Source organism: Rhodococcus sp. JS3073 (assembly GCF_026810085.1).
GTDB lineage: Bacteria > Actinomycetota > Actinomycetes > Mycobacteriales > Mycobacteriaceae > Rhodococcus_F > Rhodococcus_F wratislaviensis.
In genome coordinates, this window is the sequence record NZ_CP113951.1 from 6,029,951 (window position 1) to 6,053,471 (window position 23,521).

Sequence of the window (23,521 nt, forward strand, 5' to 3'; positions counted from 1 at the left end):
TTCCTTACGGTGTCGGGGTCCAGCGTTCGGGGTGCCCGCCGAGTGAGCGGATGCTCCCGCGGTCGGCCAGAACGAGCAGGTGGGCATGGGTTTCGCGGACCGCGAGGCGGAGCAGGCGGTCGGACATGGAGTCGAACGGCCGCGACCACGAGATGTGTTGCGAGATCTCCCACGCCGTCGATTCCGGGCGCACGCCCAGCGCGTCGACGATCTCGGCGAACCGTTCCTCGTGATGGTCCATCAGCTGCCGGGCGCGGTCGGCGATCCCCCGGAAGCGGTACTCGTGGGCGGGCAGCACCTCACCGTCGGGCATCGAGGTGGTGGCGTGCAGCGACAGCAGATAGCGGTGCAGCGGGTTCTCCAGCTCGCCGGGGACCGTGGAGATGTTCGGACTGATGCGGGGCAACATGTGGTCGCCGCTGAACATCAGCCCGTGGGCGTCGTCGACGAAAGTCAGATGACCCGGAGTGTGCCCGGGGGTCCAGACCGCCCGCAGATCCCAGCCGGGCAGGTCCAGGGCGGTGCCGTCACCGAGCACGACGTCCATGGACTCGCCCGCCCCCAGGCGAACGAGATCGACGCGGGCAGCCGCGAGGATGCCGGTGGGGGCCCCGAGCTGAGCGAGCTGGGTGTTCCACGTCTGTTCGTCTTCGGCGACGTCCGTCGGTGAATGGTGGCCGAGCAGTGCGGCATCCGCGCCGTGCATCGCGAGCGCGGCCCCGCTGACCTCGCGCAGCCGGGGCGCGAGACCGAAGTGGTCGGGATGCAGGTGGGTGATCGCGGCGTAGCGGACGTCGGTGACGTGGTGCCCGGTCTCGGCGATGCCGTCGACGAGGGCCCGCCACGACTCCTCGGAATCCCAGCCGACGTCGATCAGGGCGAGTCCGTCGGGCAGCGCGAGCGCGTAGATCAGGACGTAGCGCAACGGGTTTCGTGGCATTGGCACCGGGATCGACCACAATCCGGGGCGTACCTGTTCGACCGGCGGCAGGACGCCGCGCGCCCACGCCTCGCGCTGGACGGTACCCACGTCCTCGGTGACGATCACGACGACACCTCCGTGGCGCGGAGCCGTTCGCGCAGGGTGCGTTTGAGGATCTTGCCGCTCGCCCCTCGCGGAAGTTCGGCGACGTAGACGATCTCCCGCGGCTTCTTGTACGACGCGAGCCGGTCGGCGGTGAACGCGATCAGGTCCTGCTCGTCCGGTTGGTTCGCCGGATCGACGAGCCGGACGACCGCCGTCACGGACTCACCCCACGTCCGGTGCGGCACGCCGACCACCGCAACCTCGGCGACCGCCGGATGCTCGGCGAGCACCGATTCGACCTCGATCGGGTACACGTTCTCGCCTCCCGTGATGATCATGTCCTTCACCCGGTCGGTGACGAACAGATAGCCCTCCTCGTCGATGTGCCCGGCGTCGCCGGTGCGCAGGAAACCGTCGTGGGTGAGGAGTTGCGCGGTCTCGTCCGGCCGCCGCCAGTAGCCCGCGACGTTGTTGCGTGAGCGGCACACGATCTCCCCGGACTCGCCCACCGGAAGCCGGGCGCCGGTCACCACGTCCCGGATCTCGACCTCGACACCGGGCATGGGTTTGCCGGCGGAACGCAGCAGGTGAGCGCGGTGCCCGGACGGGTCGTGATCCTCGACGGCGAGGGCGGTGACCGAGCCCGTGGTCTCCGTCATTCCGTAGCGCTGCACGAATCCACAGCCGAGGCGATCGATCGCTCGCCGGAGCAGAGTGGTGGTGATCGGCGCCGAACCGTAGGCGACCAGTTCGAGGCTCGACACGTCGTAACGTTCGAGGTCGGGCACGTCGAGGAGCATCTGAATGGTCGACGGAACCAGGAAGGCGTGGGTGATCCGGTGCCGTTCGACGAGTTCGGCGACCTGCCGTGCGTCGAACGCGCCGAGCAGCACCACGTGGACGCCGGCCGACAGACAGGTGCTCAACCAGCCGGCACCCGCGATGTGGAACAGCGGCATCGCGTCGAGTGCCACCGAGCCGGGCTTCCAGCGGTAGATCAGCAAGCCTTCCGGCTCGTTGTGCAGGTTGCGATGCGTCGCGACCACACCCTTCGGGAAGCCCGTCGTGCCCGATGTGTAGAGCTGCAGCACCTCCGCGTCGGGGGCGTCCCCGAGACCCGGATCGGTGGCGGTGCCCGACGTGACCAGCCGGTCCCACGTCCAGGTGCCGGGCGGAAGAACGTCGCCGTCGGCCGCGTCGACGACCACCACGACCACACTCGGGAGCGCGTCGCGGACGGCGTGCGCGGCGGCAGCGAATTCGGATTCGACGATCAGCACCCGGAGCTCGGCATCGACCGCGATCGCGGCGGCCTCGGCGGCCGGGAGTCGCCAGTTGAGCGGGACGAACACGAGTCCCGATTTGGCGGCGGCCACGAACGTCTCGACACCCTCCGTGCGCATCCGGAGCAGTGCCCCGACCCGGCCGCCGTCGGATGTCAACGCCGACAGCGCGGTTGCGATCCGATTGGTCCGCCAGTCGAGCGCCGCGTACGTCAGTGTGGTGTCACCCCACGTCACCGCCGGTGCTCCGGGCCGTTCTGCGGCATGGTGCCGCACACGCTGGGGAAGATGCAGACCGCTCACATCACGCTCCTCGATGACTCGTCGCCGCCGCCGGGAATCGGGTGACGCGTGCTGCCAGTCGACCACCCGTGTGAGTGCGGAAACAAAGTCACAGAGCCGAACGGACAGTGAGGAATCGCCTATGGATGCCAGGTCGAGCGGCCTCGCGGCGTTTGTAGACTGGCGTGATGGCCGCCACCCCCGCCCTGAACCCCGAGGACGTTCAGCGTGCTGCGGCGGCACTGCACACCCCCGACATCGACGGCTGGGCCAACCGATTCGAACTGCTGTCCGACGGCAACCGCCTGCGACTGCTGCTGTGCCTGCACCACGCCCCCGACATCTGCGTCGGCGACCTGGCGGCGGCACTCGACATGACCGGGACCGCCGTCTCGCACGCGCTGCGACTGCTCCGCAACCAGGGGTGGGTGTCGGCGACGCGGGACGGCCGCTCGATGCGGTACCGGCTCACCGACGACACCGTGCACGAACTGCTGCACACGATCGGGGCCACGCACTATCACAATCACACGGGAGCCGAAGAGGAAAGGTGAATCCCGACATGGAGAACGATCCCGGACTGCTGCCGCTCGACGGCATCACCGTCGTGGCACTCGAGCAGGCCGTGGCCGCTCCGCTCGCCACCCGCCATCTCGCGGACATGGGTGCGCGGGTCATCAAGATCGAGCGCGTCGGCGAGGGCGACTTCGCCCGCAACTACGACGACGCCGTGTTCGGTCAGGCCTCGCATTTCGTGTGGCTGAACCGGTCGAAGGAGTCGCTCGGCGTCGACCTGAAGTCCGAGGTGGGTCGGGACACCGTCGCGAAGCTGATTGCGAAGGCCGACGTCTTCATCCAGAATCTCGCCCCCGATGCCGCCGACCGCCTGGGGTTCGGCGCCGACGAGTTACGCGCCGAACACGAGGAACTGATCGTCGTGAACATGTCCGGCTACGGGTCGGCGGGACCGCGGCGCGAACGCAAGGCGTACGACATGCTGGTCCAGGCCGAAACGGGGATGATCTCGGTGACCGGCACCCCCGACACCGCAACCAAGACGGGTGTCCCGGTCTCCGACATCGCGGCGGGAATGTACGCGATGACGTCCGTCCTCGGCGCCCTGTTCCGGCGGTCGCGAACCGGGGTGGGGGCGCGGATCGACGTGTCGATGTTCGACGCGACCGCGGAGTGGCTGGGCCATCCGATGTACATGAAGATGTACGCCGACAAGCAGATCCCGCGCGTCGGGCTCGGTCATGCGGCGATCGTCCCGTACGACTCGTATCCCACCCTCGACGGGCAGATCCTCATCGGTGTCCAGAACGACCGCGGGTGGCGGCAACTGGTGACCGACGTGTTCAAACGACCCGAACTCGCCGACCATCCCCGGTTCGCGACCAACATGCTGCGGGTGCAGCACCGGGCGGAGGTGGACGCCCTCGTCGCCGAGGAGACTCAACGTTTCACGAGCGCGGCTCTCGACCAGGCGCTCGCGGACTCCGGGATCCCGGCGGCCGAGCTCAACGACATGGGCGGGCTGATCGAGCACCCGCAGCTGGACCAGCGCGACCGCTGGCGCGACGTCGGAACCGAGGCCGGTCCGATCAAGGCGATGCTGCCCCCGATGACGTTCTCCGATGTGGAGATGCGGATGGGTGACGTGCCCGCACTCGGCGCGCACACCGATCGGATCCTCGGTGAACTGGGGTGGTCGGCGGAAGACATCGCGACGATGCGCGTCCAGGGCGTCGTCGGCTGACGACGCGCCGCAGCCCCGGCCCGAGTGAGGCCGGGGCTGCAGCTCGCTCTTCGCTCAGGGTGTGGCGAAGAACTGCTCGACGGCAGGCTGGGCATTGGGGTTACCCACGCCGATACCGATGACGGCGCCGGCGATGGTGCCGACCACTGCGCCGACAATGCAGCCTGCGATGAAGTTGGGGAAGATCGACACGCACCCGATGGCCATGCCCACGTTGGAACCGATCGCCATGCCCTGCAGGCCCGCGTTGTTCCAGCCGGTATTGATCTCGTTGGTCATCTTGTCGAAGGCGTCCTGCTTCACTTCGTTCTCCGGGAAGAACTGTTCGGCTACCTGGCTGCTGCCGCCGTCGGCTGCCGGGGTCATCAGTGGCTGCGACCAGTCGATTCCCTGAGGTGCGGGATCGGCATACGCAGTGCCCGCCCCGACGGCCATCGCGGAGATGACGAATATGGACAATGCCAGAGTTTTCAAGAGTTTCATGGAAATTCCCACCATGTCGTAGGACGAACACGGCCCCCACCTGAGTGCACCGAACATCGTTGTGCGTGGACCATATTCGCTGGAAAACCGGAACGGCTACATGCATATGTGGGTGCGCGGTGATGCTCCCCGTGTGCGAACTAACCCATAGCCCTCCCGAAATCGTCTTCGGAGTCGGACGGAAAGCCCCGCTACGGGGTTCCGAGGAATTCGTAAACCGCTGGTGGCGCAGCGGGGTTCGCGTTGCTGATCCCCGTGACGGCGCCGATCGCTGCGCCCACCGCGGCACCCGGGAGGCACCCGCCGAGGATGAGGAAGATGCACCCGACGACGAATCCGATGCCTGCGCCGATCGCGGTCGCGGTCCCGCCGCCGTTGTCCCAACCGATCTGTAGTTGCTGGACCATGTTGTTGTACGCCGAATCCCTGTCGACCGGGGTGAGGGCGAGGGTTCCCGCGACAGGGGTCGTCGTGGGTGTCAGGTTCAGGAACCGGCCGGCGTCGGTGATGAGCGGATCGATCGCGAACTGCACACCGGCGATCGAATAGCGCAGGGGGATCGTGCCCACCGAGGTGCCCGAATCGTTGACGATGTCGACGGCGGCGGCCGTCCGCGACAGGGTGAAGTGCCCGGCGTCGAGTGCAGTGCCGACCGATCGGCCGTCGGCGCTCAGGCTGGTGTGCGAGATGACGGCCTGGTCGGCGGGAGTGGGGGCGGCATACGCGGTACCCATTCCGACACACAGGGTGGCGATCAGCAGCGCTGCCGGTGCTGTCACTCTATGCAGTTTCATGGTGTTTCCCATGCGTAGTAGCGGATGACAAACGACAAATCTGGTTCGACCTGGCGCTTCACTTGCCCCGACCGGCGAAAGCGTCCGTAACCTGCCTACTGCAGACATCTTCCCCCTTCGGATGCCCCAGTTTTCGGCCTTTCCGCAAAATACGTGCGTATCGGGGTGTCGGTCCAGGGATTACACCGTGAGCCGGTAGAACCGGAAGAACGCGAAATCCTCGATCGGCAGGACGTCCATGGTGCCGAAACCGGCCGCCTCGGCGTAGCCGCGCAATGTGCTCGGGCGCATGACCGTTCCGGTGCCCGCGCTCGGTGTGTGGTTCATCCCGTCGGGAAGGCACACGGTGAGGCTGAATCCGTACATCAGACGCTCGATGTCGCTTCCCGGCGCGGAGAACTCGTCGTCCACCGCCTCGTCCATCACGATCAGCGCGCCACCGGGAACCAATGCCCTGCGTACCGCGGACAGTACTTCGACGGGCGCGGGCATGTCGTGGATGCATTCGAACGCGAACGCGGCCGTGTAGCTGCTCTCGGGAATTCCCGCCGCATCCGATTCGGTGATCGTGATCCGATCGGCGACGTCCGGCCGCTCGCGCACATTGGACCTCGCGAGTTCGACGGTCGCGGTGTCGATGTCGTAGCCGTGGAGCCGGGCGTCCGGGTAGGCGCGCGCGAGTGCGATCGTGGACCAGGCGCCGCCGCATCCGACGTCGGCGATGGCGGCACCGGGCGTCCGGAGCAGTGCGTCGACCTCGGGAACCGATGCCAGCGCACCGGGAAGAACCTGCTCGTACCACGGACGATTCATGTCGGCCTGCGACTCACGGGCATCCGCGCCGTACTGCGCCCAACCCACCCCGCCGCCCGTGCGGTACGCCTCCAGCAACTCGGGCATCTGCGAGGTCGCGGCGACGAAGATCCGTGCCAGCGGGGCAAGATAGTTGAGACTCTGCTCGTCGGTGAGCACTTCGGCGGCGCCGGCCGGAAGCGTGAACGTCCGCGGCTCCGAATCGTCGACCGTGAGAAGTCCCGACACGGCCTGCTGTTCGAGCCACTCCCGCGCGTACCGCGGGTGGGTGGAGGTGCGTTCCGCCAGTTGGTCCGCGGTCGCCGGACCGTCCGACGCGAGACTGCGGTACCAGCCGAGACGGTCGCCCAGATGGACGGCGAGGAGGTCGATCGCCCCGAGCGATGCGTCGAAAATGCGCTGGGACACGGCCCCGGCGTCGGCTTCGGGTATGGACATCGCGGACCTCCGGTGGGAGTGCGGGGCGAAGCTTCGTCTCCCCATCGTGAGCTACCTGATCTGCGGTGTCACGGATCGTTCGCCGGGCGAATGAGGGTCGGTCGCGGGAAGCCGGAAACCCCAGGGCAACTCGAGGCGATGCTCGGCGAGCAGCGCGGGGTCGCCGAGCAGTTCGAGGATCGGACCGTCGGCCACCAGGTGTCCCTCGTCGAGGATCACGGCGCGCGTGCACAACTGGGCGGCGTACGGCAGGTCGTGCGTGACGAGCAGCTGCGTGGTGTCGATACCCAGGAGGACTTCGGCCAGTTCCCGTCGGGCGACGGGGTCGAGATTGCTCGACGGCTCGTCCAGCACGAGGACGTCCGGGGCGCACGCGAGGACCGTCGCCAGCGCGACGCGGCGGCGCTGCCCCACCGAGAGGTGCGCGGGATTGCGATCCGAATGAGCCGTCATGTCCACGGCCGCCAGCGCGTCGTGCACCCGCTCGTCGAGCGCGGTCCCGGTGACCCCGAAATTGACCGGGCCGAACGCGACGTCCTGCGCGACGGTCGGCATGAACAACTGGTCGTCGGGGTCCTGGAAGACGATGCCGACGCGGCGCCGGACCTCCCGCACCGTGTCCCGGGACGCCCCCCGCGACAGTTCCAGCCCGCCCACGGTGACACTGCCCTCGGTGGCCGTCAGAATGCCGTTGAGGTGCAACATCAGTGTGGTCTTCCCGGCCCCGTTCGGACCGAGAACGGCCACCCGCTCACCGGGTTCCACCGTGAGATCGATCCGGTGCAGCGCGGCCCTGCCGTCCGGATAGGCGAACGAGACGCCCACGAGATGCACGGCCGCGGTCATCGGAGCACCCACGCCGTGACACAGATCCCCACCGCGCACACGGCGGGCACGAGCCCCGCCCGCCACATCGCGGCGGTCGCGGGGGGCGCCCCGGCCGTGGGAACGGAACCGGTGAATCCCCGCGACAGCATGGCGAGGTGGACGCGCTCGCCGCGCTCGTAGGACCGCACGAACAATCCGCCGACGCCCCGGGCGGTGGCACCGATCTGCCGGAACGTCCGGGGGTCGTCGCCGCGGGAGAGCCGGGCGGTGCGCATCCGCTCGACCTCGGCGGTGAGCAGGTCGAGGTAGCGCAGCATCAGCACCACGATCGTGGTGAGCATCGCGGGCACCCGCAGCCGCGCCAGACCCAACGGCAGATCCCGCGCGGGCGTCGTCGCGGCGAGCGTCAGCGAGACCAGGACGCCGAGCGTGCCCTTCACGAGAATGCCCCAGGCCGCGTACAGGCCCGCGACCGACAGCGACAGTCCGAGGGCGGTGACGCGTGCGCCGCCCTCGGCGAACGGCAGCAGAAGCGCGAGCGTCACGAACGGCAACTCGATCAGCATCCTCGGCCCGATCCACCGCAGCGAAATGCCGGCGATCCGCCAGATCACGAGCAGGATCGCGAGATACCCCGCGAACGCCCAGAACGCCCCGCGTGGCGTCGCGACCACCGCGAAGACGAAGACGACGGCGCAGACGATCCCGACCTCGGCGGGCATCCGGTGCAGAGGGGACGTGCCGTCGAGGTAGAGCGGATGGGCGTGACCGGCTCCCACGGTCAGGGGCTCGTTCGGTTCCGCCGCGCGCGGGCGAGCAACCAGAACAGTCCACCCGCGACGACGAACGTGGCGGTCGCGCCGATCACGCCCGCGACCCCGGTGAGATGCGACCGGCCGCCCACCGTGTAGTCGGCGAGCGGCGAGTCCGACAACGGATGGGCGGACGCGTTCTGGGCGATGCAGTCACCCACGAGCGTCTCCCCGGTATCGGTTTCCACGGTTTCGCACCCGCGAGTGGTCGCGGCATCCAGACCGTCCGGACTCGAGCTGGCGAGGTAGGAGACCGCGCCGGCGACGAGCAGCGCCACCAGCGCGAAGCCGAGAAGGAATCGGCGCAGCGAGACCGGCGACGACGTGCTCATGCCCGCACCTCTACTCGTCGCGGTGCCGTCCGCAGCAGGTACACGAGGTCGGGGCGCGCCTTCGCGACGGCCGTCACCGTGACGGCGGTGATGAGGCCTTCGCCGATGCCGATCAGCACGTGCGCCCCGAGCATGTACGCCGCCACCGCGCCCAGCGACGTCGAATCTCCGGACGTCGCATGACCGCCGATCGCGTACTCGAGGACGAAGCCCATCGACGCCGCCACCGTTCCGCACAGTGCCGCGGCGAATGCGAGTCCGCCGAGGACGCGGAAGCGCAGTCGCTGCTGTCGCACGACGAGCGGACGCAGGGCCACCGCGACGCCGTAGCCGACGACCACCCCGATGATCGCCATGTTGGTGATGTTCGCTCCCAGCGCTGTCAGCCCACCGTCGGCGAACAGCAGGGCCTGCACGATCAGCACGATCGAGACGCACAGCATCCCGGTGTAGGGGCCGACGAGGATGGCGGCGAGCGCACCACCGAGGAGGTGTCCGCTCACACCGGGAAGGATCGGGAAGTTGACCATTTGGACCGCGAAGATGAAGGCCGCCACGAGACCGGCCATCGGTGCGGTGCGTTCGTCGAGTTCCGAGCGCGCGCGCCACGCGGCGATCGACAGTCCCGCCACCGCGACGACGACGAACAGCAGTGAGGTCGGCGCATTGATCAGGCCGTCGCTCATGTGCATTGCCACGGGTTCCACGGCGACTCCTCCGGCCGGCAGCTGATTCTTCGAAGTCTAGTTTCTCGTATGAACACTTGAACAGGTGTTCATGGGTGCGGGAAATGCGTGTGTGGCCTCCGCGACTGCCGGTTCAGTGCCAGGTGTGGTCGACGAGCGCCGTGCGGGGCCCGAATTTGGGTTTGACGGCCTGCCCGCTCACCTCCAGCAGCCGCACGGCGCGATGGCGGTGCGGCTGCAGCGGGGCCAGGTACTCCACCATCTCGGCGTCGTCGAGGGGCTTGCCGAGCAGCGACCACCCCACCATCGCGGCGAGGTGATAGTCGCCGACCGACAGGGCGTCGGGGTCGCCGAGCGCACGCTGCGACACCTCGGCCGCCGTCCAGATCCCGACGCCGGGGACGGACATCAGCCGGCGATTCGCTTCCTCGCGGGGGAGGTCGACGATCTTCTCGAGCCGGTCGGCTACCTGCGCACAGCGGACGATCGTCCGGGACCGGTTCGGGTCGACGTTGGCCCGGTGGAATTCCCAGGACGGAACCCGCCGCCACACGTCCGCGGTCGGGGGCAGCCGCATCCCGTCCGGAGCGGGCCCGGGCGCGGGCCCGCCGAACTTCCACACGAGACGCCGCCACGACGCGAACGCGGCGATGCCGTGCACACGCTGCTCGAGGATCGCGGGCACGAGGGCCTCCATCACCCGGTCGGTGCGGCCGAGGCGCAGCTGCGGGAATCGGCGGTGGGCCTCGACGAGGATCGGATGGCCGGGGGCGAAGTCCGCGCAGTCGTCGTGGTCGCCGACGAGGCGGCCGAGTCCGGCGGACAGCTCGTGGGCGCCCGCACCCCATGCCTGACAGCGCACCGAGTGGCGGTCGGTCTGGGTGAGGCGATAGGTGACCGGGCCCGACTTCTGCACCGACGTCCGCCAGATCGAGCCGTCGGCCGTCCGGCGGTGGCAGGGGTCACCCTTGCCGCGTTGCAGCGGCTGCAACGACATGGCGACGTCCAGGGGACGCCGCGCGGTCACGGTGGTCTCGACCACCTCCAGCGAAACCGTCATTGAATGCAGCGTATCCACTCCGAAGGCGACCGCTACCGGCGGATGTCGGAGCGCGCACGTAAAGTCCCAGCCATGATCATCGTGAGTACCGACGGATCCTGCCTCCGCAACCCCGGTGGGGCGATCGGCTGGGCATGGGTCAATCACGAGGGTCCCAGCCAATCGGGTGGCGAACCCTCCGGGACAAATCAGATCGCCGAGCTGCGGGCCTTGCTCGAAGCGATCACCGCGCATCCCGGGGCCGATCCGCTGCTGATCGAGTCCGATTCCCAGTACGCCATCAAGTGCGCGTCGGAGTGGCTGCCCGGTTGGAAGCGCAAGGGCTGGAAGACGGCGGGTGGTGCTCCTGTCAAGAATCTCGCGCTGGTGCAGTCCATCGACCGGGCCATCGGCGAACGTCCCGGGCCCGTGCGTTTCCGCTGGGTTCGTGGTCACGTCGGCAACCACTACAACGAGATGGCCGACGTCCTCGCCGGCGAGGCGGCGCGCGCCGTCGCGTCCGGTGCGCTCGCGCCTGCACCGGTGACAGCGCCGGCCCCCACACCGGCAGCCGTCGCGCCGTCCACCCCCGAGGCCGAGGACGCGTTCACCCTGTTCTGAGGCGGCCCCTGTTCTGATCCGCCGGGGTTCTGCGTCCGGCACTGCGTCGAGGAGAAGATTGTTGTCCGAGGATCTGCGGGTGCAGGAGTTCTGGCGTGCGCTGGGGCTGCCCGGCATCATCGACGTCCACACCCATTTCATGCCCGCGAACGTGATGGAGAAGGTGTGGGGTTACTTCGACGCGGTCGGTCCCCTCACCGGACGTGAGTGGCCCATCCACTACCGGCACGAAGAGGACGTCCGCGTCGAACACCTGCGCGGGTTCGGTGTCAGGCGGTTCACGTCCATGATCTATCCGCACAAGCCGGAGATGGCCGCGTGGCTGAACCAGTGGTCGGTCGAGTTCGCCGAACAGACCCCCGATTGTCTGCGGACGTCCACGTTCTACCCCGAGGAGTCCGCGGCCACATATGTCGCGGAGGCGGTCGAGTCGGGCACGCGCGTCTTCAAGTCCCACATCCAGGTGGGCGATTACTCGCCGAACGATCCGCTCCTCGACCCCGTGTGGGGTGTGCTGCAGGAGTCGGGTGTTCCGGTGGTCATCCATTGCGGATCGGGGCCGGCGCCCGGCACCTACACGGGCCCCGGCCCGATCGCCGAATTGCTGGCGCGGTACCCGAGGCTGCACCTGATCATCGCCCACATGGGTCTGCCCGAGTACCGGGAATTCCTGGACTTGGCCGACCAGTACACCAACGTGTATCTCGACACGACGATGACGTTCACGGACTACACCGAAGCGGCCACACCGTTTCCGCGCGACCAGGTGCACCGGCTGGCGGATCTGCAGGAACGCATCGTGTTCGGCAGCGACTTCCCCAACATCCCGTATCCCTACCTCGACGCACTCGAGGGACTCACCCGATTCGACCTCGGCGAGCCGTGGCTGCGAGCGGTGTGCCACGACAACGCGGCGCGACTCTTCGCGATCGACTGACAACCCGGTGCGGGTGCCGCGTCGATCGGGTTCCGTGTCACCGTCATTCGCCCTCCGGCCAGTCGCCGCTGCTCTCGCCCGGGCGTAGGGTGCCGAACGTCCACTCGAAGCCCTCGAGGTCGAGGACCCGACAGCGATAGTTCCCCCATTGGGTGTCGGCGGGCTCCCAGACCGGGGTGGCGCCGGCCTCGATGGCGGTGGCATAGACCTCGTCGACTTCGCTGTCGGCGCCGACGCTGAGATACGTGCCGTGCCCGACGGTCTCGCCCCGGAGCGCAGGCCGGTCGTAGTTGCCGTCGTCGCTGAAGACCATGATGGCGGCGTCGCCTCGGCGCAATTCGGAATGCATGATCCCGCCGTTGTCGTCCGGGAACTCGAGGGTGGTCTCGAACCCGAACGCGCGCTCCAGCCAGCGCAGAGCGGCCGGGGCGTCACGGTAGGCGAAGTAGGAGTGCAGGGCGGCCGGGCGGTTCTCTGTAGTGGTCATGGGGCGACGATACGAACTATCGAGGTCAGCGACGGTCCTCGATAACTTCCGGCCGAGCTACCGTGCGCTAGAAAGGATTCCACCAGTTGATGAACGCGATGTACAGATTGGTCGGGAAGAAGAACTCCCAGTCCAATCCCATGTACGGCAGGTCGGGCAGTATGCCGATCATGATCTCGTCCCGTTGTTCGTCAGCGCGGCCAACAGGTGCAGCGGGTTGGCGATCGGCGGTGGGAAAATGTCGATGTCCACCCAGTTCATGAGACTCTCCTCGGGTCGTCCCGGCCTACCCGGCGTATCGCCTGCGGCGTGACCTGCGTTACCTCCCCGAGGCGCGGGGACTGTGTGCGGCGAGGACTACCGCAGGCAGGAGAGTGCCCTCGGCAGGATTCGAACCTGCGACCTACCCTTTAGGAGAGGGTTGCTCTATCCCCTGAGCTACGAAGGCGCTGTGCACGCGCTGGGCGCACACCGAGGTGAGTGTAGCGGGAATGGTGGTGCGCTCGCGATGGGGAGGGCATGGTTGTCGCAGATGTTCTGGAAGTGACGACGGAACGGGAGACGCACATGTCCGAGATCGACTTGACCGACCTCGCTGCGCGGCACGACGGTTCGCTGAACTTGCACGGTTATCTGGCGAGGCCGACCGGTGAGGGTCCGTGGCCGGGCGTGGTGATGGTGCACGAGGCGTTCGGCTTGGACGATGTGATGCGTCGGCAGGCGGACAGGCTGGCGGCGGCGGGGTTTCTGACGCTGGCGCCGGATTTGTTCAGTGCGGGCGGGGCGCGACGCTGTCTGGTGTCGACGATGCGGGCGATGCTCTCGGGGAAGGGGCGGGCGTACGGGGACATCGAGGCCGCGCGTCAATGGTTGTCCGGCTCGTCGGACTGCACGGGAAAGATCGGTGTCATCGGGTTCTGCATGGGCGGCGGGTTCGCCCTGATGACCCTGCACACGGGGTTCGACGCGGCGGCCCCGAACTACGGGGTCCTGCCGCGCGACCTCGAGGCGGCGGTGGCGGGTGCGTGCCCGGTGGTCGCCAGTTACGGCGGGAAGGACTTCGCTCTGCGGAACGCGGCGGCCAAGTTGGAGGCGGCGCTGACGAAGGCAGGCGTGACTCACGATGTGAAGGAGTACCCGACCGCCGGTCATACGTTCTTGAACGACGAACTGGCCGGCCCGAAGGTGCTGCATCCGCTGGCGAAGGTCACGGGGATGGTGCCCGACCCGGAAGCCGCCGCCGACGCGTGGAAGAGGATCGACGGTTTCTTCGGTGAGCACCTGGGTTGATCAGTGGATGTACTGGCGCGCACTCGAGGTGGCGTGCCGGTAGTCGAGACCGCATGCCCGGACGACCTGCCCGAGGCTGAGGTAGCCCTCGACGCTCGTGGCCTTCGCGAATTTGCCGTCGGCCCGCACCGTGACCGTGACGCTGGACGCGACCGAATCGACCCGCGCGAGCTCGTACTCGTCGACGCCGTCGGCGGCCTGAGCCACGCAGGTGACTGCGCCCTGGGCGTACGCGATCTCGATCAGGTCCTCGATCATGTGCAGGCTCCTCGCCTCGAAGTAACGAACTGAGGTTAGCCTTAGCTACTCGGCTTCTGTCAAGTCCCTCGATGCGTAATGCCGTCCTCGACCGTGGTCCGCGAGCGGTCCCGGCGTAACGTGACCCACGCTTTCGGACGGTGACAGCAAGGACTGAGAAGGGTTGCAGGTGTTCCATGGCTGACCGCACTTCCTCGACGGGCTCGATCGGATCGGAACCGGGTGATGGCTCGGGGGCAGGATCGGCGGGCGAGCCGCATCTCTCCCGGCAGCTCGCGAACCGGCACATCCAGCTGATCGCGATCGGCGGGGCAATCGGCACGGGACTCTTCATGGGGTCCGGGAAGACGATCTCGCTGGCCGGACCGTCGGTGATCTTCGTCTACATGATCATCGGTTTCATGCTGTTCTTCGTGATGCGTGCGATGGGTGAGCTGCTGCTCTCCAACCTGCATTACAAGTCGTTCTCCGACTTCACCGCCGACCTGCTCGGCCCGTGGGCCGGGTTCTTCACGGGGTGGACGTACTGGTTCTGCTGGATCGTCACCGGCATCGCCGACATCATCGCGATCTCCGGTTACGTGCAGTACTGGTGGCCCGACCTCCAGCTGTGGATCCCGGCGCTGGTGGCCATCGCGGCGCTGCTGCTGCTGAACCTGCCGACGGTGCGGGCGTTCGGTGAGACCGAGTTCTGGTTCGCGCTGATCAAGATCATCGCGATCGTCAGCCTCATCGTCGTCGGGCTCGTGATGGTGTTCGCGCACTTCACGTCGCCCAACGGGTCCGAGGCCGGCTTCGACAACCTGTGGAACGACGGCGGCATGTTCCCGACCGGGGCGATGGGTTTCGTGGCCGGATTCCAGATCGCGGTCTTCGCGTTCGTCGGTATCGAGCTCGTCGGCACCACCGCGGCCGAGGCGAAGGACCCGGAGAAGAACCTGCCGAAGGCCATCAACTCCATCCCGATCCGCATCCTGCTGTTCTACGTGGTCTCGCTGATCGTGATCATCTCGGTCACGCCGTGGCGTGAGGTCGTGCCGGGCGAGAGCCCCTTCACGGCGATGTTCACCCTCGCCGGTCTGGGGATCGCGGCCGGAGTCATCCAGTTCGTCGTGCTGACGTCCGCGGCCTCCTCGGCGAACTCGGGAATCTATTCGACGTCCCGGATGGTCTACGGCCTCGCGCAGGAGGGTGACGCCCCCGCCCGGCTCGGCAGGCTCTCCTCCCGCAAGGTTCCGGCCAACGCGCTGATGTTCTCGTGCGCCTTCCTGCTGTCGGCGATCGCGCTGCTGTTCTCCGGCGACTCCGTCATCGAGGCGTTCACGACTGTGACGACAATCTCATCGGTGCTGTTCATGTTCGTGTGGACGATGATTCTGGCCAGCTACATCGTGTACCGGAAGCGCCGGCCCGAACTGCACGAGGCGTCGAAGTTCAAGATGCCCGGTGGTGTGGTGATGTGCTGGGTCGTCCTGGCGTTCTTCGTGTTCCTCATCTGGGCGTTGACCCAGGAGGCGGACACCCTCGAGGCTCTTCTCGTCACCCCGGTATGGTTCGTCGTGCTCGGGATCGCGTGGGCGGTTATTCGCCGCCGTGCCCCGCACCGCGCTCGCTACGCCGCTTTCAAGGCCGAGCTCGAGGAGCGCCGAACATAAACATTCGGTAACGGTGGCGCGGACCTATATCGTTTTGTTACATTCGTCGCCAGACAGAGGAGCCCACCCCGGATGGGGAGAGCTGCAATCCGACGACTGACGAGGTATTTACTGTGGGTTCCCACCACCGGGCGAACGGGTCTTCCATTCGCTTCGAGATCGATCCGGACGCGGCGCGCGGGCGCCATCGCAACCAGCAGACCGGAGCGGGTGTGGGCATCAAGGCCGCGACTGTCGCGGCCGCCACCGGAGCCATCGTTGTCGGTGCAGCCCAGCTGGGCGCCGGAAACGCTGCTGCCGCCCCCGTCGACTCCCACGAGACGAGCGGCGCGCAGACCCTGCCGGGTCTGCCGTTCGAGATCCCGGCCGGTGTCCTTCCCGCCGGCTTCGAACTGCCCGCCGACCTCGGTGCCGCCGCCCAGAACCTCGGCGGCCCGGACCTCGGCGCTCAGGCACAGCAGTGGCTGTCCAACGTCAACCCGGTCAAGCCGCACGCGGTGCAGCCGGTGTCGGGCAAGCTGACCTCCAACTTCGGTTCCCGCTGGGGAGCGCACCACGGCGGCATCGACATCGCGGCGCCCATCGGCACCTCGGTGCTCGCGGCTGCCGACGGCCAGGTCATCGACGCCGGAGCAGCGTCCGGTTTCGGGCTGTGGGTGCGTCTGCTGCACGACGACGGCACCGTCACCGTCTACGGACACGTCAACGATTACACCGTGAGCGTGGGGCAGCGCGTCACCGCCGGGCAGGAAATCGCCCACGTCGGTAACCGCGGCCAGTCCACCGGACCGCACCTGCACTTCGAGGTGCACGACGCGAGCGGAAACAAGATCGATCCGGGGCGCTGGCTGCAGGATCGCGGCGTGTCCGTCACCTGGGGCGACGCAGGCGCCAACGCGTAAGGGCCTATTCCGGCTCGAGGTCGTCGTCGTTGCGGAACACGAGTGGTCCGCTGTCGAGGGCGATCGCCCAGCGCCGTGAGACGGCCCAGTCCCGGCCGTACGAATCGTTGCTGATGTCCTGGACGCCGGCGAAGTCGTCGACGATGACGCCGGCCTCCAGGGGCCACTTCTTCTCGGCCAGTTCGTGATCGGCCGAATGCCGCGTTTTCACGCGCGTGCCCACGGAGAACTCTGGTTTCTTCTTGGAGTCGGTATCAGGCGTCATCTCAGGTCCTTCCGCTCACCAGCGTCTGGTTCGAGGTTAGCCCGCCATCCCGCATTCGCGCGGGATGAACGGATATGCTCCCCCGTGAGCGCAGTTCGACGCGCAGTTGGGGAGTGGTATGGGTCGCGAAGTGACGTCTCGGACATTCACCCGAGCAGACCGGCGCCTGTTCCGGCAGAAGGTGCTCATGTGCGTCGACGCGCTCGAGAGGATGCTGCGGGAGGGCGCGTTCGCCGACGACGTCGACCCGCCGAGGCCCATGCTGGGCATGGAGATCGAGTTCAATCTCGTCCACGCCGACATGACGCCCGCGATGTCCAATCTCGCAGTCCTCGAGTCGATCGACGACGACGCCGTGTTCCAGACCGAACTCGGTCAGTTCAACGTCGAGATGAATGTCCGGCCGGGTCCCCTGATCGGTGAGGGGACGTTCGAGCTCGAACGCACCCTGCGGGCGTCCCTGCACGTCGCGGACGCGCGGATCCACGGGCACGACGCCCAGCTGGTGATGGTCGGCATGCTGCCGACGCTGCAGCTCGAGCACCTCGGCCGGGAGTGGATCACCGCGAATCCCCGCTACGAGCAGCTCAACGATCAGATCTTCGCCGCGCGCGGGGAGGACATCGAACTCGACCTCGAGGGTGTGCCGCTCGAGGGCCGGCTCGCCGAACAGCTGAAGGTGGACGCCAATTCGGTGCTCCCGGAAGCCGCGTGCACGTCCCTGCAGCTGCACCTGCGCGTCGCGCCGGACGAATTCGCCGCACACTGGAATGCCGCGCAGTGCCTGGCCGGTGCCCAGGTGGCGCTTGCCGCGAACGCGCCGTTCATGGCGGGCACGGCGTTGTGGCACGAATCCCGCATCCCGATCTTCGAGCAGGCGACGGACACGCGTCCGCTGGAGCTGAAGAACCAGGGTGTGCGGCCCCGGGTGTGGTTCGGGGAGCGATGGATCACGTCGGTCTTCGACCTGTTCGAGGAGAACTCCCGATACTTCCCGGCGCTGCTGCCGGAGGTCTCCGACGTCGATCCGGCGGCCGAGCTCGATGCGGGCCGGGTGCCGGACCTCAGCGAACTGCAGATGCACAACGGCACCATCTACCGGTGGAACCGCCCGGTGTACGACAGCGACGACGGCAAGCCGCACCTGCGGATCGAGAACCGGGTGCTGCCCGCGGGCCCGACGGTGCTCGACACGATGGCGAACGCCGCGTTCTACTACGGCGCGCTGCGTGGGCTCGTCGAATCGGATCGGCCGGTCTGGTCGCAGATGTCGTTCAACGCGGCCGAGGAGAACCTGCATGCCGGAGCGAAGTACGGCATGGACGCCGAGTTGTACTGGCCCGGTGTCGGGTTCGCGGGCGCCGACGAGCTCGTCCTGCGGCGGCTGCTGCCGATCGCCGACGAGGGGCTCGCCGCGTTCGGACTGTCCGCGAAGGCCCGCGACCGCTACCTCAGCGTCATCGAGGGCCGGTGCGTCACCCGGCAGACGGGGGCGTCGTGGCAGCGTGCGCAGGTGGTCCGGCACGAGAACGCCGGTCTGAGCCGCCCGGAAGCCCTGGCCGCCATGTTGCGTCAGTACGTGGAGAACATGCGCGAGGGCAGCCCCGTCCACACCTGGCCGGTGTGAACGGCGCCGCCGCGGTTCTCACACCGTCGCCGACCAGCTGTCGGGGCCGAACACCTCGTAGTGGATGTTCTCGGCGGGCACGTCCTTCGCGAGGAGCGCCTCGCGCATTCCGAGCATGAACGGCAACGGACCGCACAGGTAGGCGCGGGTGCCGGGCGCGATCGTGACCTCGCCGAGGTCCGCGCGTCCCTCTCGCAGGCTGCCCTCGGGCCGCCGGGCGCCCAGGTCCTCGTACCAGCGGTGCATCACCGCGAACGGCAGACGTTCCACCAGTTCGGTCAGCTCCGCGCGGTGTGCGTGACTGCTGGCGGACCGGTCGGCGTGGAGCACCGAGATCGGTCGGCTGTCCTCGGTGTCGGCGAGGTGGCTGAGCATCCCGATCATCGGCGTGCATCCGATGCCCGCGGACACGAGGAGAAGCGGCGCGTCGTCGTCCTGCAGGACGAGGTCGCCGAACGGCGTCGACACCGTCACGACGTCGTCTTCGAAGACATTGTGATACAGGAAGTTCGACACCTCGCCTGCTCGTTTCACCGAGATCCTCCAGTCGCCGCGCGACGGGGCCGACGACAGGCTGTACTGACGGATCTGGCGCGCGCCGTCCGGCAGGTGAACCGCGACGGAGAGGTACTGGCCCGGAGCGAAGGACGGAAGCGGCGAGCCGTCGAGTGACGTGAGCACGAACGACACCGTGTCGGCGGACTCGTGGCGGCGCTCGCGGACCCGCACGTCCCGCCACACGTCGCCGGCCGCCACTCCCGCCGAGGCGTAGAGGCCGGCCTCCATCGCGATCAGGGTCTCCGCCATCAGCCAGTACACCTCGTCCCAGGCTGCAGCGACCTCGGGAGTGACGGCGTCACCGAGGGCCTCGACGATGGCCGCGAACAGGTGCGTGTGCACGATCGCGTACTGCGAGGGCTCGATTCCCAGTGAGGCGTGCTTGTTCGCGATCCTCGACAGGATGAGGTCGACGCGCGCCTGATCGGGCTCGAGTTGGAGGGCCGCGAACGCGGCGATTGCGCCGGCCAGCGCTTTCTGCTGCTCGCCCTGCTTCTGATTTCCGCGGTTGAACAGGTCACGTTCGAGTTCGGGGTGCGCGTCGAACATCTTGCGGTAGAACAGCGTCGTGATGTCCGAGATCGCGGCGCCGACCACGGGCAGGGTGGCGCGGATGACGTCCGTCGAGGTGGGCGAGAGCATGTCATTCTCCGATCGTTCGAGAAATCTGGGAGGTTGTGGCGGCGGTAACTCGCGGGAGGGCGAGCAGCACGGTTCCGGTGGGGGACCGGGTGAGGTCTTCGATCGTGAGGGCGTCCAGCGACTCGAAGAACGCGTTCTGCGCCCGTCGGAGAGCCGACCGCAGCAGGCACCCCGATCGCAGCGGGCACGGTTGGGCGCCGTCGCAGTCGACGACCTCCGCATTGCCTTCGAGTCGGCGGGCGAGCCAGCCGACGGACGCGGTGCGCCCGAGTTCGGTGATGGCCAGACCGCCCGCGCGTCCCCGGCGTGCGTCGACGATGCCGAGCTCACCCAGCCGGGTAATCACCTTGGCGGCGTGGGTGTACGACACCGACAGTTCCTCGGCGATCGCCCGGCTCCCCGGTCGTTCGCCGTCCCCGGCAACGGCCAGTCGCATGACCACCCGCAGTCCGAGGTCGGTGAACTGTGTGAGTTGCATGACCCGAACGTACTTTAATTCTCATCTCGGATACCAAATTTGTGACGGACGTCGCTGGGGTGAAGCTGAATCGGAAAATGCTGTGGCCCAGTCATATTCGCGTTGGACAGATGACCCCACGTTCTCATCATCGCCGAAGTCGGCCGCCGCCGCTACGGGCGGAGAGCCCGAGTCTGCAAGGACTTAAGTCCCTCATCGAAAGGCGAAGGGCGGCAGACGCGAAGCGGAGGCCGGGGATAGTGTGAAGTCATGAGCACACGGGACCGCAACAGCGTCGTCGTCGGTGTCGACGGATCGGACACCTCGAAGTCCGCTGTCCGGGTGGCTGCCGAACTGGCCACCGAACGTGGACTGAACCTGAAGATCATCCACGCACTCGACTTCGCTCCGTACGGGTTCGGCGGTCCCTACATGGATTCGGGCGGCGTGTACGAGTGGGTGGAGGCGAGCGGCAAGGCAATTCTCGCCGAGGCGCAGGAGCAGGCGTTCGCGGTCAATCCCATCATCGACGTCCACACCGAACTGTCGATCGGCAGCAGCGCTCAGTGGCTCGTCGACCTGTCCGAGAACGCCCGGGTCGTGGTGGTCGGCGCGTCCGGGTCCGGAGCGGCCGCCACCGCACTGCTCGGGAACACGGCGATCAACGTCACCAGCCACGCGCACTGCCCGGTCGTCGTGGTCCGCGGTGACGCCCACGCAGGCGGGCCCGTCGTGGTCGGCGTCGACGGCAGCCCCACCAGTGAGCGGGCGATCTCGGTGGCCTTCCAGGAGGCGTCGCTAAGGAACGCGCCGTTGGTGGCCGTCCACGTCTGGAGCGACCTCGGACCGAAAGCGTTCGAGGACCCTCGGGCCGCAGCCCTGGTGCCGCAGGGGCTCGAGGAGGACGAACACGCCGTTCTCGCCGAGAGCCTCGCCGGCTGGCAGGAGAAGTACCCCGACGTGCGGGTCACCCGGGAGGTGTACATCGACAATCCGAGGGCGCGATTGCTCGAGTGGTCGAAGAAGGCCCAGCTGCTGGTGGTCGGCAGCCGGGGGCGCGGAGGGTTCAAGGGGATGCTGCTCGGATCGACCAGTAACAGCCTGGTCGGTGGTGCGCATTGCCCGGTAGTCGTCGTGAGGCCTGCACGCCCCTGACGCGATTGCTCGCAGTAGGGTCAGGGGTTGAAGCAGGAACAGGTTGCAGGTAACGCCAGGATTGGGGAACGACGTGCGCATAGGTATGGGCTTGAACTACAGCGGCGGTTTCGCCGAGACGGTCGACGAGGTCGCCGACCTGGAGAAAGCCGGGCTCGACATCGCGTTCGTGCCCGAGGCCTACTCGTTCGACGCGGTGAGCCAGATCGGCTACCTCGCCGCCAAGACCACGACACTCGAACTCGCTTCGGGCATCTTCCAGATCTACACCCGCACGCCCAGCCTGACCGCCATGACAGCAGCCGGCCTCGACTTCGTGTCGGACGGCCGCTTCGTGATGGGTCTCGGCGCCTCCGGCCCGCAGGTGATCGAGGGCTTTCACGGCGTCAAGTACGACGCCCCGCTCGGGCGCACCCGCGAGGTCGTCGAGATCTGCCGCAAGGTGTGGCGCCGCGAGAAGGTCGAGTTCCAGGGCAAGTACTACCAGATCCCGCTGCCCGCCGAGAAGGGCACCGGGCTGGGCAAGCCGCTGAAGATCATCAACCACCCTGTGCGTGATCGCATCCCGATCGTCATCGCCTCGCTCGGGCCGAAGAACGTGGAGCTGACCGCCGAGATCGCCGAAGGCTGGGAACCCATCTTCTACCACCCGGAGAAGGCCGCGAGCGTGTGGGGAGAGCCGTTGGCCAAGGGCAAGGCGAAGCGCGACCCGAGCCTCGGTGAGCTGCAGGTCTTCGCATCACCCGCTCTCGCCATCGGTGACGACGTCGAGCACATGCTCGACTGGGTTCGCCCGGGCCTGGCGCTGTACATCGGCGGCATGGGCGCGAAGGGCAAGAATTTCTACAACGACCTCGCGGTCCGGTACGGCTACGAGAAGGAAGCCGAGACCATCCAGGACCTCTACCTGTCGGGTAAGAAGGACGAGGCCGCCGCCGCGGTGCCGGACGAGCTGGTGCGGGCCGTGTCGCTGATCGGTCCGGAGAGCTACGTCGCGGAGCGGGTGGCCGCCTTCGCCGAGTCCGGGGTCACCACGCTCACCGTCACCCCGCTCGCCGCGGATCGTGCGGGCCGTGTCGCGTTGGTCGAGAAGCTCCGCAAGATCTGCGGGTAGCCCCGTAAACCCAGCAGTGCCAAGCCGGAAGAATCAGGAAAGGTGACCATGACCGGAATCAAGCCGATCGTCGTGGGTGTGGACGGATCCGAGTCGGCCTCGGCCGCGGTGGCGTGGGCTGCGCGCGCCGCCGCCGCACTGTCGCTCCCACTGCACATCGTGACAGTGGTGCACATTCCTGCCTTTTACTACACCGAGCCGTACCTGGCCGAGAGTTTCAAGGAAGAACTCGAGGACACGGCGAAGTCCCGGCTGGGCAGTGCGCGGGTCCATGCCAAGCAGACGGTGGACGAGGCGCTCGACATCACTACCGAACAGCACGAGGGCAAGGTGAGCCAGACACTCATCGAGCTCTCCGCGAACGCGCACATGGTGGTGCTCGGTTCGCGCGGGCACGGTGAGTTCACCGGTCTGCTGGTCGGTTCCACCACCTCCGCGGTCGCCGCGCACGGCCATTGCCCGCTGGTGGTCGTGCGGGGGCGGACCATGGACGGTCAGCCGCCGACCGAGGGGCCGATCGTGGTCGGCGTCGACGGTTCGGAAAGCAGCAAGGCGGCGGTGGAAGTGGCGTTCGAGCAGGCCGCCGCCCGCGGTGCGAGCCTGGTCGCGGTCAATGTGTGGAGCGATGTCAGTGTGCAGCCGTCGCTCGGCGCCAGCCCGGAGGACCCGCTGTGGAGCAGCATCCAGACGGGTGAAGAGGTGGTTCTGTCGGAGCGCCTCGCCGGATACCAGGAGCGGTATCCCGACGTGACGGTCGAACGCGTCGTGGCGCGGGACCGTCCGGTGCGGGTGCTCAGCGAATTCGCCGAGAAGGCGCAGCTCATCGTCGTGGGCAGCCGTGGCCGGGGTGGCTTCAAGGGAATGCTGCTGGGCTCCACCAGCAACGCGTTGCTCCACACCGCGGACTGCCCGGTGATGATCGTCAGGCCGGAAAGCTAGCGCCCCCGATCACGACGATGGTGCGGTAGCCTTCGCTC

At 67.7% G+C, this 23,521-nt stretch carries 26 protein-coding genes and 1 tRNA gene; 11 read left to right on the top strand and 16 right to left on the bottom strand.

Going from position 1 to position 23,521, the window contains the following annotated elements:
- Positions 1-4 precede the first annotated feature (4 nt).
- A complete protein-coding gene (locus tag OYT95_RS27250; RefSeq protein WP_037230783.1) occupies positions 5-1,048 on the bottom strand; it encodes an MBL fold metallo-hydrolase in 1,044 nt (347 codons plus the stop codon).
- Positions 1,045-2,613 carry a long-chain-fatty-acid--CoA ligase gene (locus OYT95_RS27255; protein ID WP_268789632.1) on the bottom strand — a complete coding sequence of 523 codons (1,569 nt, stop codon included), beginning with the start codon at positions 2,611-2,613 and terminating at the stop codon, positions 1,045-1,047. Before OYT95_RS27255 ends, OYT95_RS27250 begins: the two co-directional genes overlap by 4 nt.
- Positions 2,614-2,780: 167 nt before the next feature.
- Here OYT95_RS27255 and OYT95_RS27260 point away from each other — a divergent pair, with 167 nt between their 5' ends.
- Entirely contained in the window at positions 2,781-3,146 is a 366-nt protein-coding gene (locus OYT95_RS27260; RefSeq protein ID WP_005251569.1) for an ArsR/SmtB family transcription factor, read from the top strand.
- An 8-nt stretch (positions 3,147-3,154) separates the two neighbouring features.
- Entirely contained in the window at positions 3,155-4,351 is a 1,197-nt protein-coding gene (locus tag OYT95_RS27265; protein WP_037231030.1) for a CaiB/BaiF CoA transferase family protein, read from the top strand.
- A 54-nt stretch (positions 4,352-4,405) separates the two neighbouring features.
- Here OYT95_RS27265 and OYT95_RS27270 read toward each other — a convergent pair whose 3' ends face one another.
- The 8 genes from OYT95_RS27270 to OYT95_RS27305 form a co-directional block, all read right to left on the bottom strand.
- Positions 4,406-4,834 carry a hypothetical protein gene (locus OYT95_RS27270; protein ID WP_037231028.1) on the bottom strand — a complete coding sequence of 143 codons (429 nt, stop codon included), beginning with the start codon at positions 4,832-4,834 and terminating at the stop codon, positions 4,406-4,408.
- A 191-nt stretch (positions 4,835-5,025) separates the two neighbouring features.
- Positions 5,026-5,628 (bottom strand): hypothetical protein, encoded by a 603-nt coding sequence (locus OYT95_RS27275; protein ID WP_037231025.1) that lies wholly within the window; start codon positions 5,626-5,628, stop codon positions 5,026-5,028.
- A gap of 180 nt (positions 5,629-5,808) precedes the next feature.
- The gene (locus tag OYT95_RS27280; RefSeq protein WP_128641463.1) at positions 5,809-6,879 is read right to left on the bottom strand and encodes a class I SAM-dependent methyltransferase; all 1,071 of its coding nucleotides are present in this window, start codon (positions 6,877-6,879) and stop codon (positions 5,809-5,811) included.
- A gap of 51 nt (positions 6,880-6,930) precedes the next feature.
- Positions 6,931-7,725 carry an energy-coupling factor ABC transporter ATP-binding protein gene (locus tag OYT95_RS27285; RefSeq protein ID WP_268789633.1) on the bottom strand — a complete coding sequence of 265 codons (795 nt, stop codon included), beginning with the start codon at positions 7,723-7,725 and terminating at the stop codon, positions 6,931-6,933.
- Positions 7,722-8,486 (bottom strand): cobalt ECF transporter T component CbiQ, encoded by a 765-nt coding sequence (cbiQ, locus tag OYT95_RS27290; RefSeq protein ID WP_268789634.1) that lies wholly within the window; start codon positions 8,484-8,486, stop codon positions 7,722-7,724. Before cbiQ ends, OYT95_RS27285 begins: the two co-directional genes overlap by 4 nt.
- Positions 8,487-8,488: 2 nt before the next feature.
- Positions 8,489-8,851: a PDGLE domain-containing protein gene (locus OYT95_RS27295; RefSeq protein WP_112300958.1), complete on the bottom strand. Its 363-nt coding sequence runs from the start codon at positions 8,849-8,851 to the stop codon at positions 8,489-8,491.
- Positions 8,848-9,543: an energy-coupling factor ABC transporter permease gene (locus tag OYT95_RS27300; protein ID WP_268792283.1), complete on the bottom strand. Its 696-nt coding sequence runs from the start codon at positions 9,541-9,543 to the stop codon at positions 8,848-8,850. The genes OYT95_RS27295 and OYT95_RS27300 overlap by 4 nt, the downstream gene beginning before the upstream one ends.
- Before the next feature lie 127 nt (positions 9,544-9,670).
- Entirely contained in the window at positions 9,671-10,597 is a 927-nt protein-coding gene (locus OYT95_RS27305; protein ID WP_128641465.1) for a DNA-3-methyladenine glycosylase family protein, read from the bottom strand.
- A gap of 72 nt (positions 10,598-10,669) precedes the next feature.
- On the opposite strand from OYT95_RS27305, the gene OYT95_RS27310 reads away from it, so the two are divergent.
- A complete protein-coding gene (locus tag OYT95_RS27310; protein WP_268789635.1) occupies positions 10,670-11,197 on the top strand; it encodes a ribonuclease H family protein in 528 nt (175 codons plus the stop codon).
- A 61-nt stretch (positions 11,198-11,258) separates the two neighbouring features.
- Complete coding sequence (locus OYT95_RS27315) at positions 11,259-12,134, top strand: amidohydrolase family protein (RefSeq protein ID WP_037231023.1); 876 nt, start codon at positions 11,259-11,261, stop codon at positions 12,132-12,134.
- Between the two features lie 43 nt (positions 12,135-12,177).
- On the opposite strand, the gene OYT95_RS27320 is transcribed toward OYT95_RS27315, so the two are convergent.
- Together OYT95_RS27320 and OYT95_RS27325 are read right to left on the bottom strand one after the other, a co-directional pair.
- Complete coding sequence (locus OYT95_RS27320) at positions 12,178-12,621, bottom strand: VOC family protein (RefSeq protein ID WP_037230775.1); 444 nt, start codon at positions 12,619-12,621, stop codon at positions 12,178-12,180.
- A 375-nt stretch (positions 12,622-12,996) separates the two neighbouring features.
- Positions 12,997-13,069 (bottom strand) — tRNA-Arg (locus OYT95_RS27325).
- A gap of 71 nt (positions 13,070-13,140) precedes the next feature.
- On the opposite strand from OYT95_RS27325, the gene OYT95_RS27330 reads away from it, so the two are divergent.
- The gene (locus OYT95_RS27330) at positions 13,141-13,911 is read left to right on the top strand and encodes a dienelactone hydrolase family protein (protein ID WP_037230774.1); all 771 of its coding nucleotides are present in this window, start codon (positions 13,141-13,143) and stop codon (positions 13,909-13,911) included.
- Here the strand turns inward: OYT95_RS27330 and OYT95_RS27335 are convergent, their stop codons facing one another.
- A complete protein-coding gene (locus OYT95_RS27335) occupies positions 13,912-14,169 on the bottom strand; it encodes a hypothetical protein (RefSeq protein ID WP_105415257.1) in 258 nt (85 codons plus the stop codon). It lies immediately after the preceding gene.
- A 176-nt stretch (positions 14,170-14,345) separates the two neighbouring features.
- On the opposite strand from OYT95_RS27335, the gene cycA reads away from it, so the two are divergent.
- Together cycA and OYT95_RS27345 are read left to right on the top strand one after the other, a co-directional pair.
- On the top strand, positions 14,346-15,824 hold the full coding sequence (gene cycA / locus OYT95_RS27340) for a D-serine/D-alanine/glycine transporter (RefSeq protein WP_037230772.1): 1,479 nt from the start codon (positions 14,346-14,348) through the stop codon (positions 15,822-15,824).
- 113 nt (positions 15,825-15,937) lie between these two features.
- Complete coding sequence (locus tag OYT95_RS27345; protein WP_037230771.1) at positions 15,938-16,726, top strand: M23 family metallopeptidase; 789 nt, start codon at positions 15,938-15,940, stop codon at positions 16,724-16,726.
- Positions 16,727-16,730: 4 nt separating this feature from the next.
- Here OYT95_RS27345 and OYT95_RS27350 read toward each other — a convergent pair whose 3' ends face one another.
- Positions 16,731-16,991 carry a hypothetical protein gene (locus OYT95_RS27350; RefSeq protein WP_005251602.1) on the bottom strand — a complete coding sequence of 87 codons (261 nt, stop codon included), beginning with the start codon at positions 16,989-16,991 and terminating at the stop codon, positions 16,731-16,733.
- A 118-nt stretch (positions 16,992-17,109) separates the two neighbouring features.
- Between OYT95_RS27350 and OYT95_RS27355 the strand changes: the two genes are divergently transcribed.
- Positions 17,110-18,618 carry a glutamate--cysteine ligase gene (locus tag OYT95_RS27355; protein WP_112300953.1) on the top strand — a complete coding sequence of 503 codons (1,509 nt, stop codon included), beginning with the start codon at positions 17,110-17,112 and terminating at the stop codon, positions 18,616-18,618.
- An 18-nt stretch (positions 18,619-18,636) separates the two neighbouring features.
- On the opposite strand, the gene OYT95_RS27360 is transcribed toward OYT95_RS27355, so the two are convergent.
- Positions 18,637-19,818: a globin domain-containing protein gene (locus OYT95_RS27360; protein ID WP_268789636.1), complete on the bottom strand. Its 1,182-nt coding sequence runs from the start codon at positions 19,816-19,818 to the stop codon at positions 18,637-18,639.
- Position 19,819: 1 nt separating this feature from the next.
- Entirely contained in the window at positions 19,820-20,296 is a 477-nt protein-coding gene (locus OYT95_RS27365) for an RrF2 family transcriptional regulator (protein WP_037230768.1), read from the bottom strand.
- A gap of 249 nt (positions 20,297-20,545) precedes the next feature.
- Between OYT95_RS27365 and OYT95_RS27370 the strand changes: the two genes are divergently transcribed.
- The 3 genes from OYT95_RS27370 to OYT95_RS27380 all read left to right on the top strand — a co-directional run bounded on the left by OYT95_RS27370 (position 20,546) and on the right by OYT95_RS27380 (position 23,483).
- Positions 20,546-21,430, top strand: a complete 885-nt coding sequence (locus OYT95_RS27370) for a universal stress protein (protein WP_037230767.1) — start codon at positions 20,546-20,548, stop codon at positions 21,428-21,430.
- 73 nt (positions 21,431-21,503) lie between these two features.
- Entirely contained in the window at positions 21,504-22,544 is a 1,041-nt protein-coding gene (locus OYT95_RS27375) for an LLM class F420-dependent oxidoreductase (RefSeq protein WP_268789637.1), read from the top strand.
- A gap of 48 nt (positions 22,545-22,592) precedes the next feature.
- Positions 22,593-23,483 carry a universal stress protein gene (locus OYT95_RS27380; protein WP_037230765.1) on the top strand — a complete coding sequence of 297 codons (891 nt, stop codon included), beginning with the start codon at positions 22,593-22,595 and terminating at the stop codon, positions 23,481-23,483.
- Positions 23,484-23,521 lie beyond the last annotated feature (38 nt).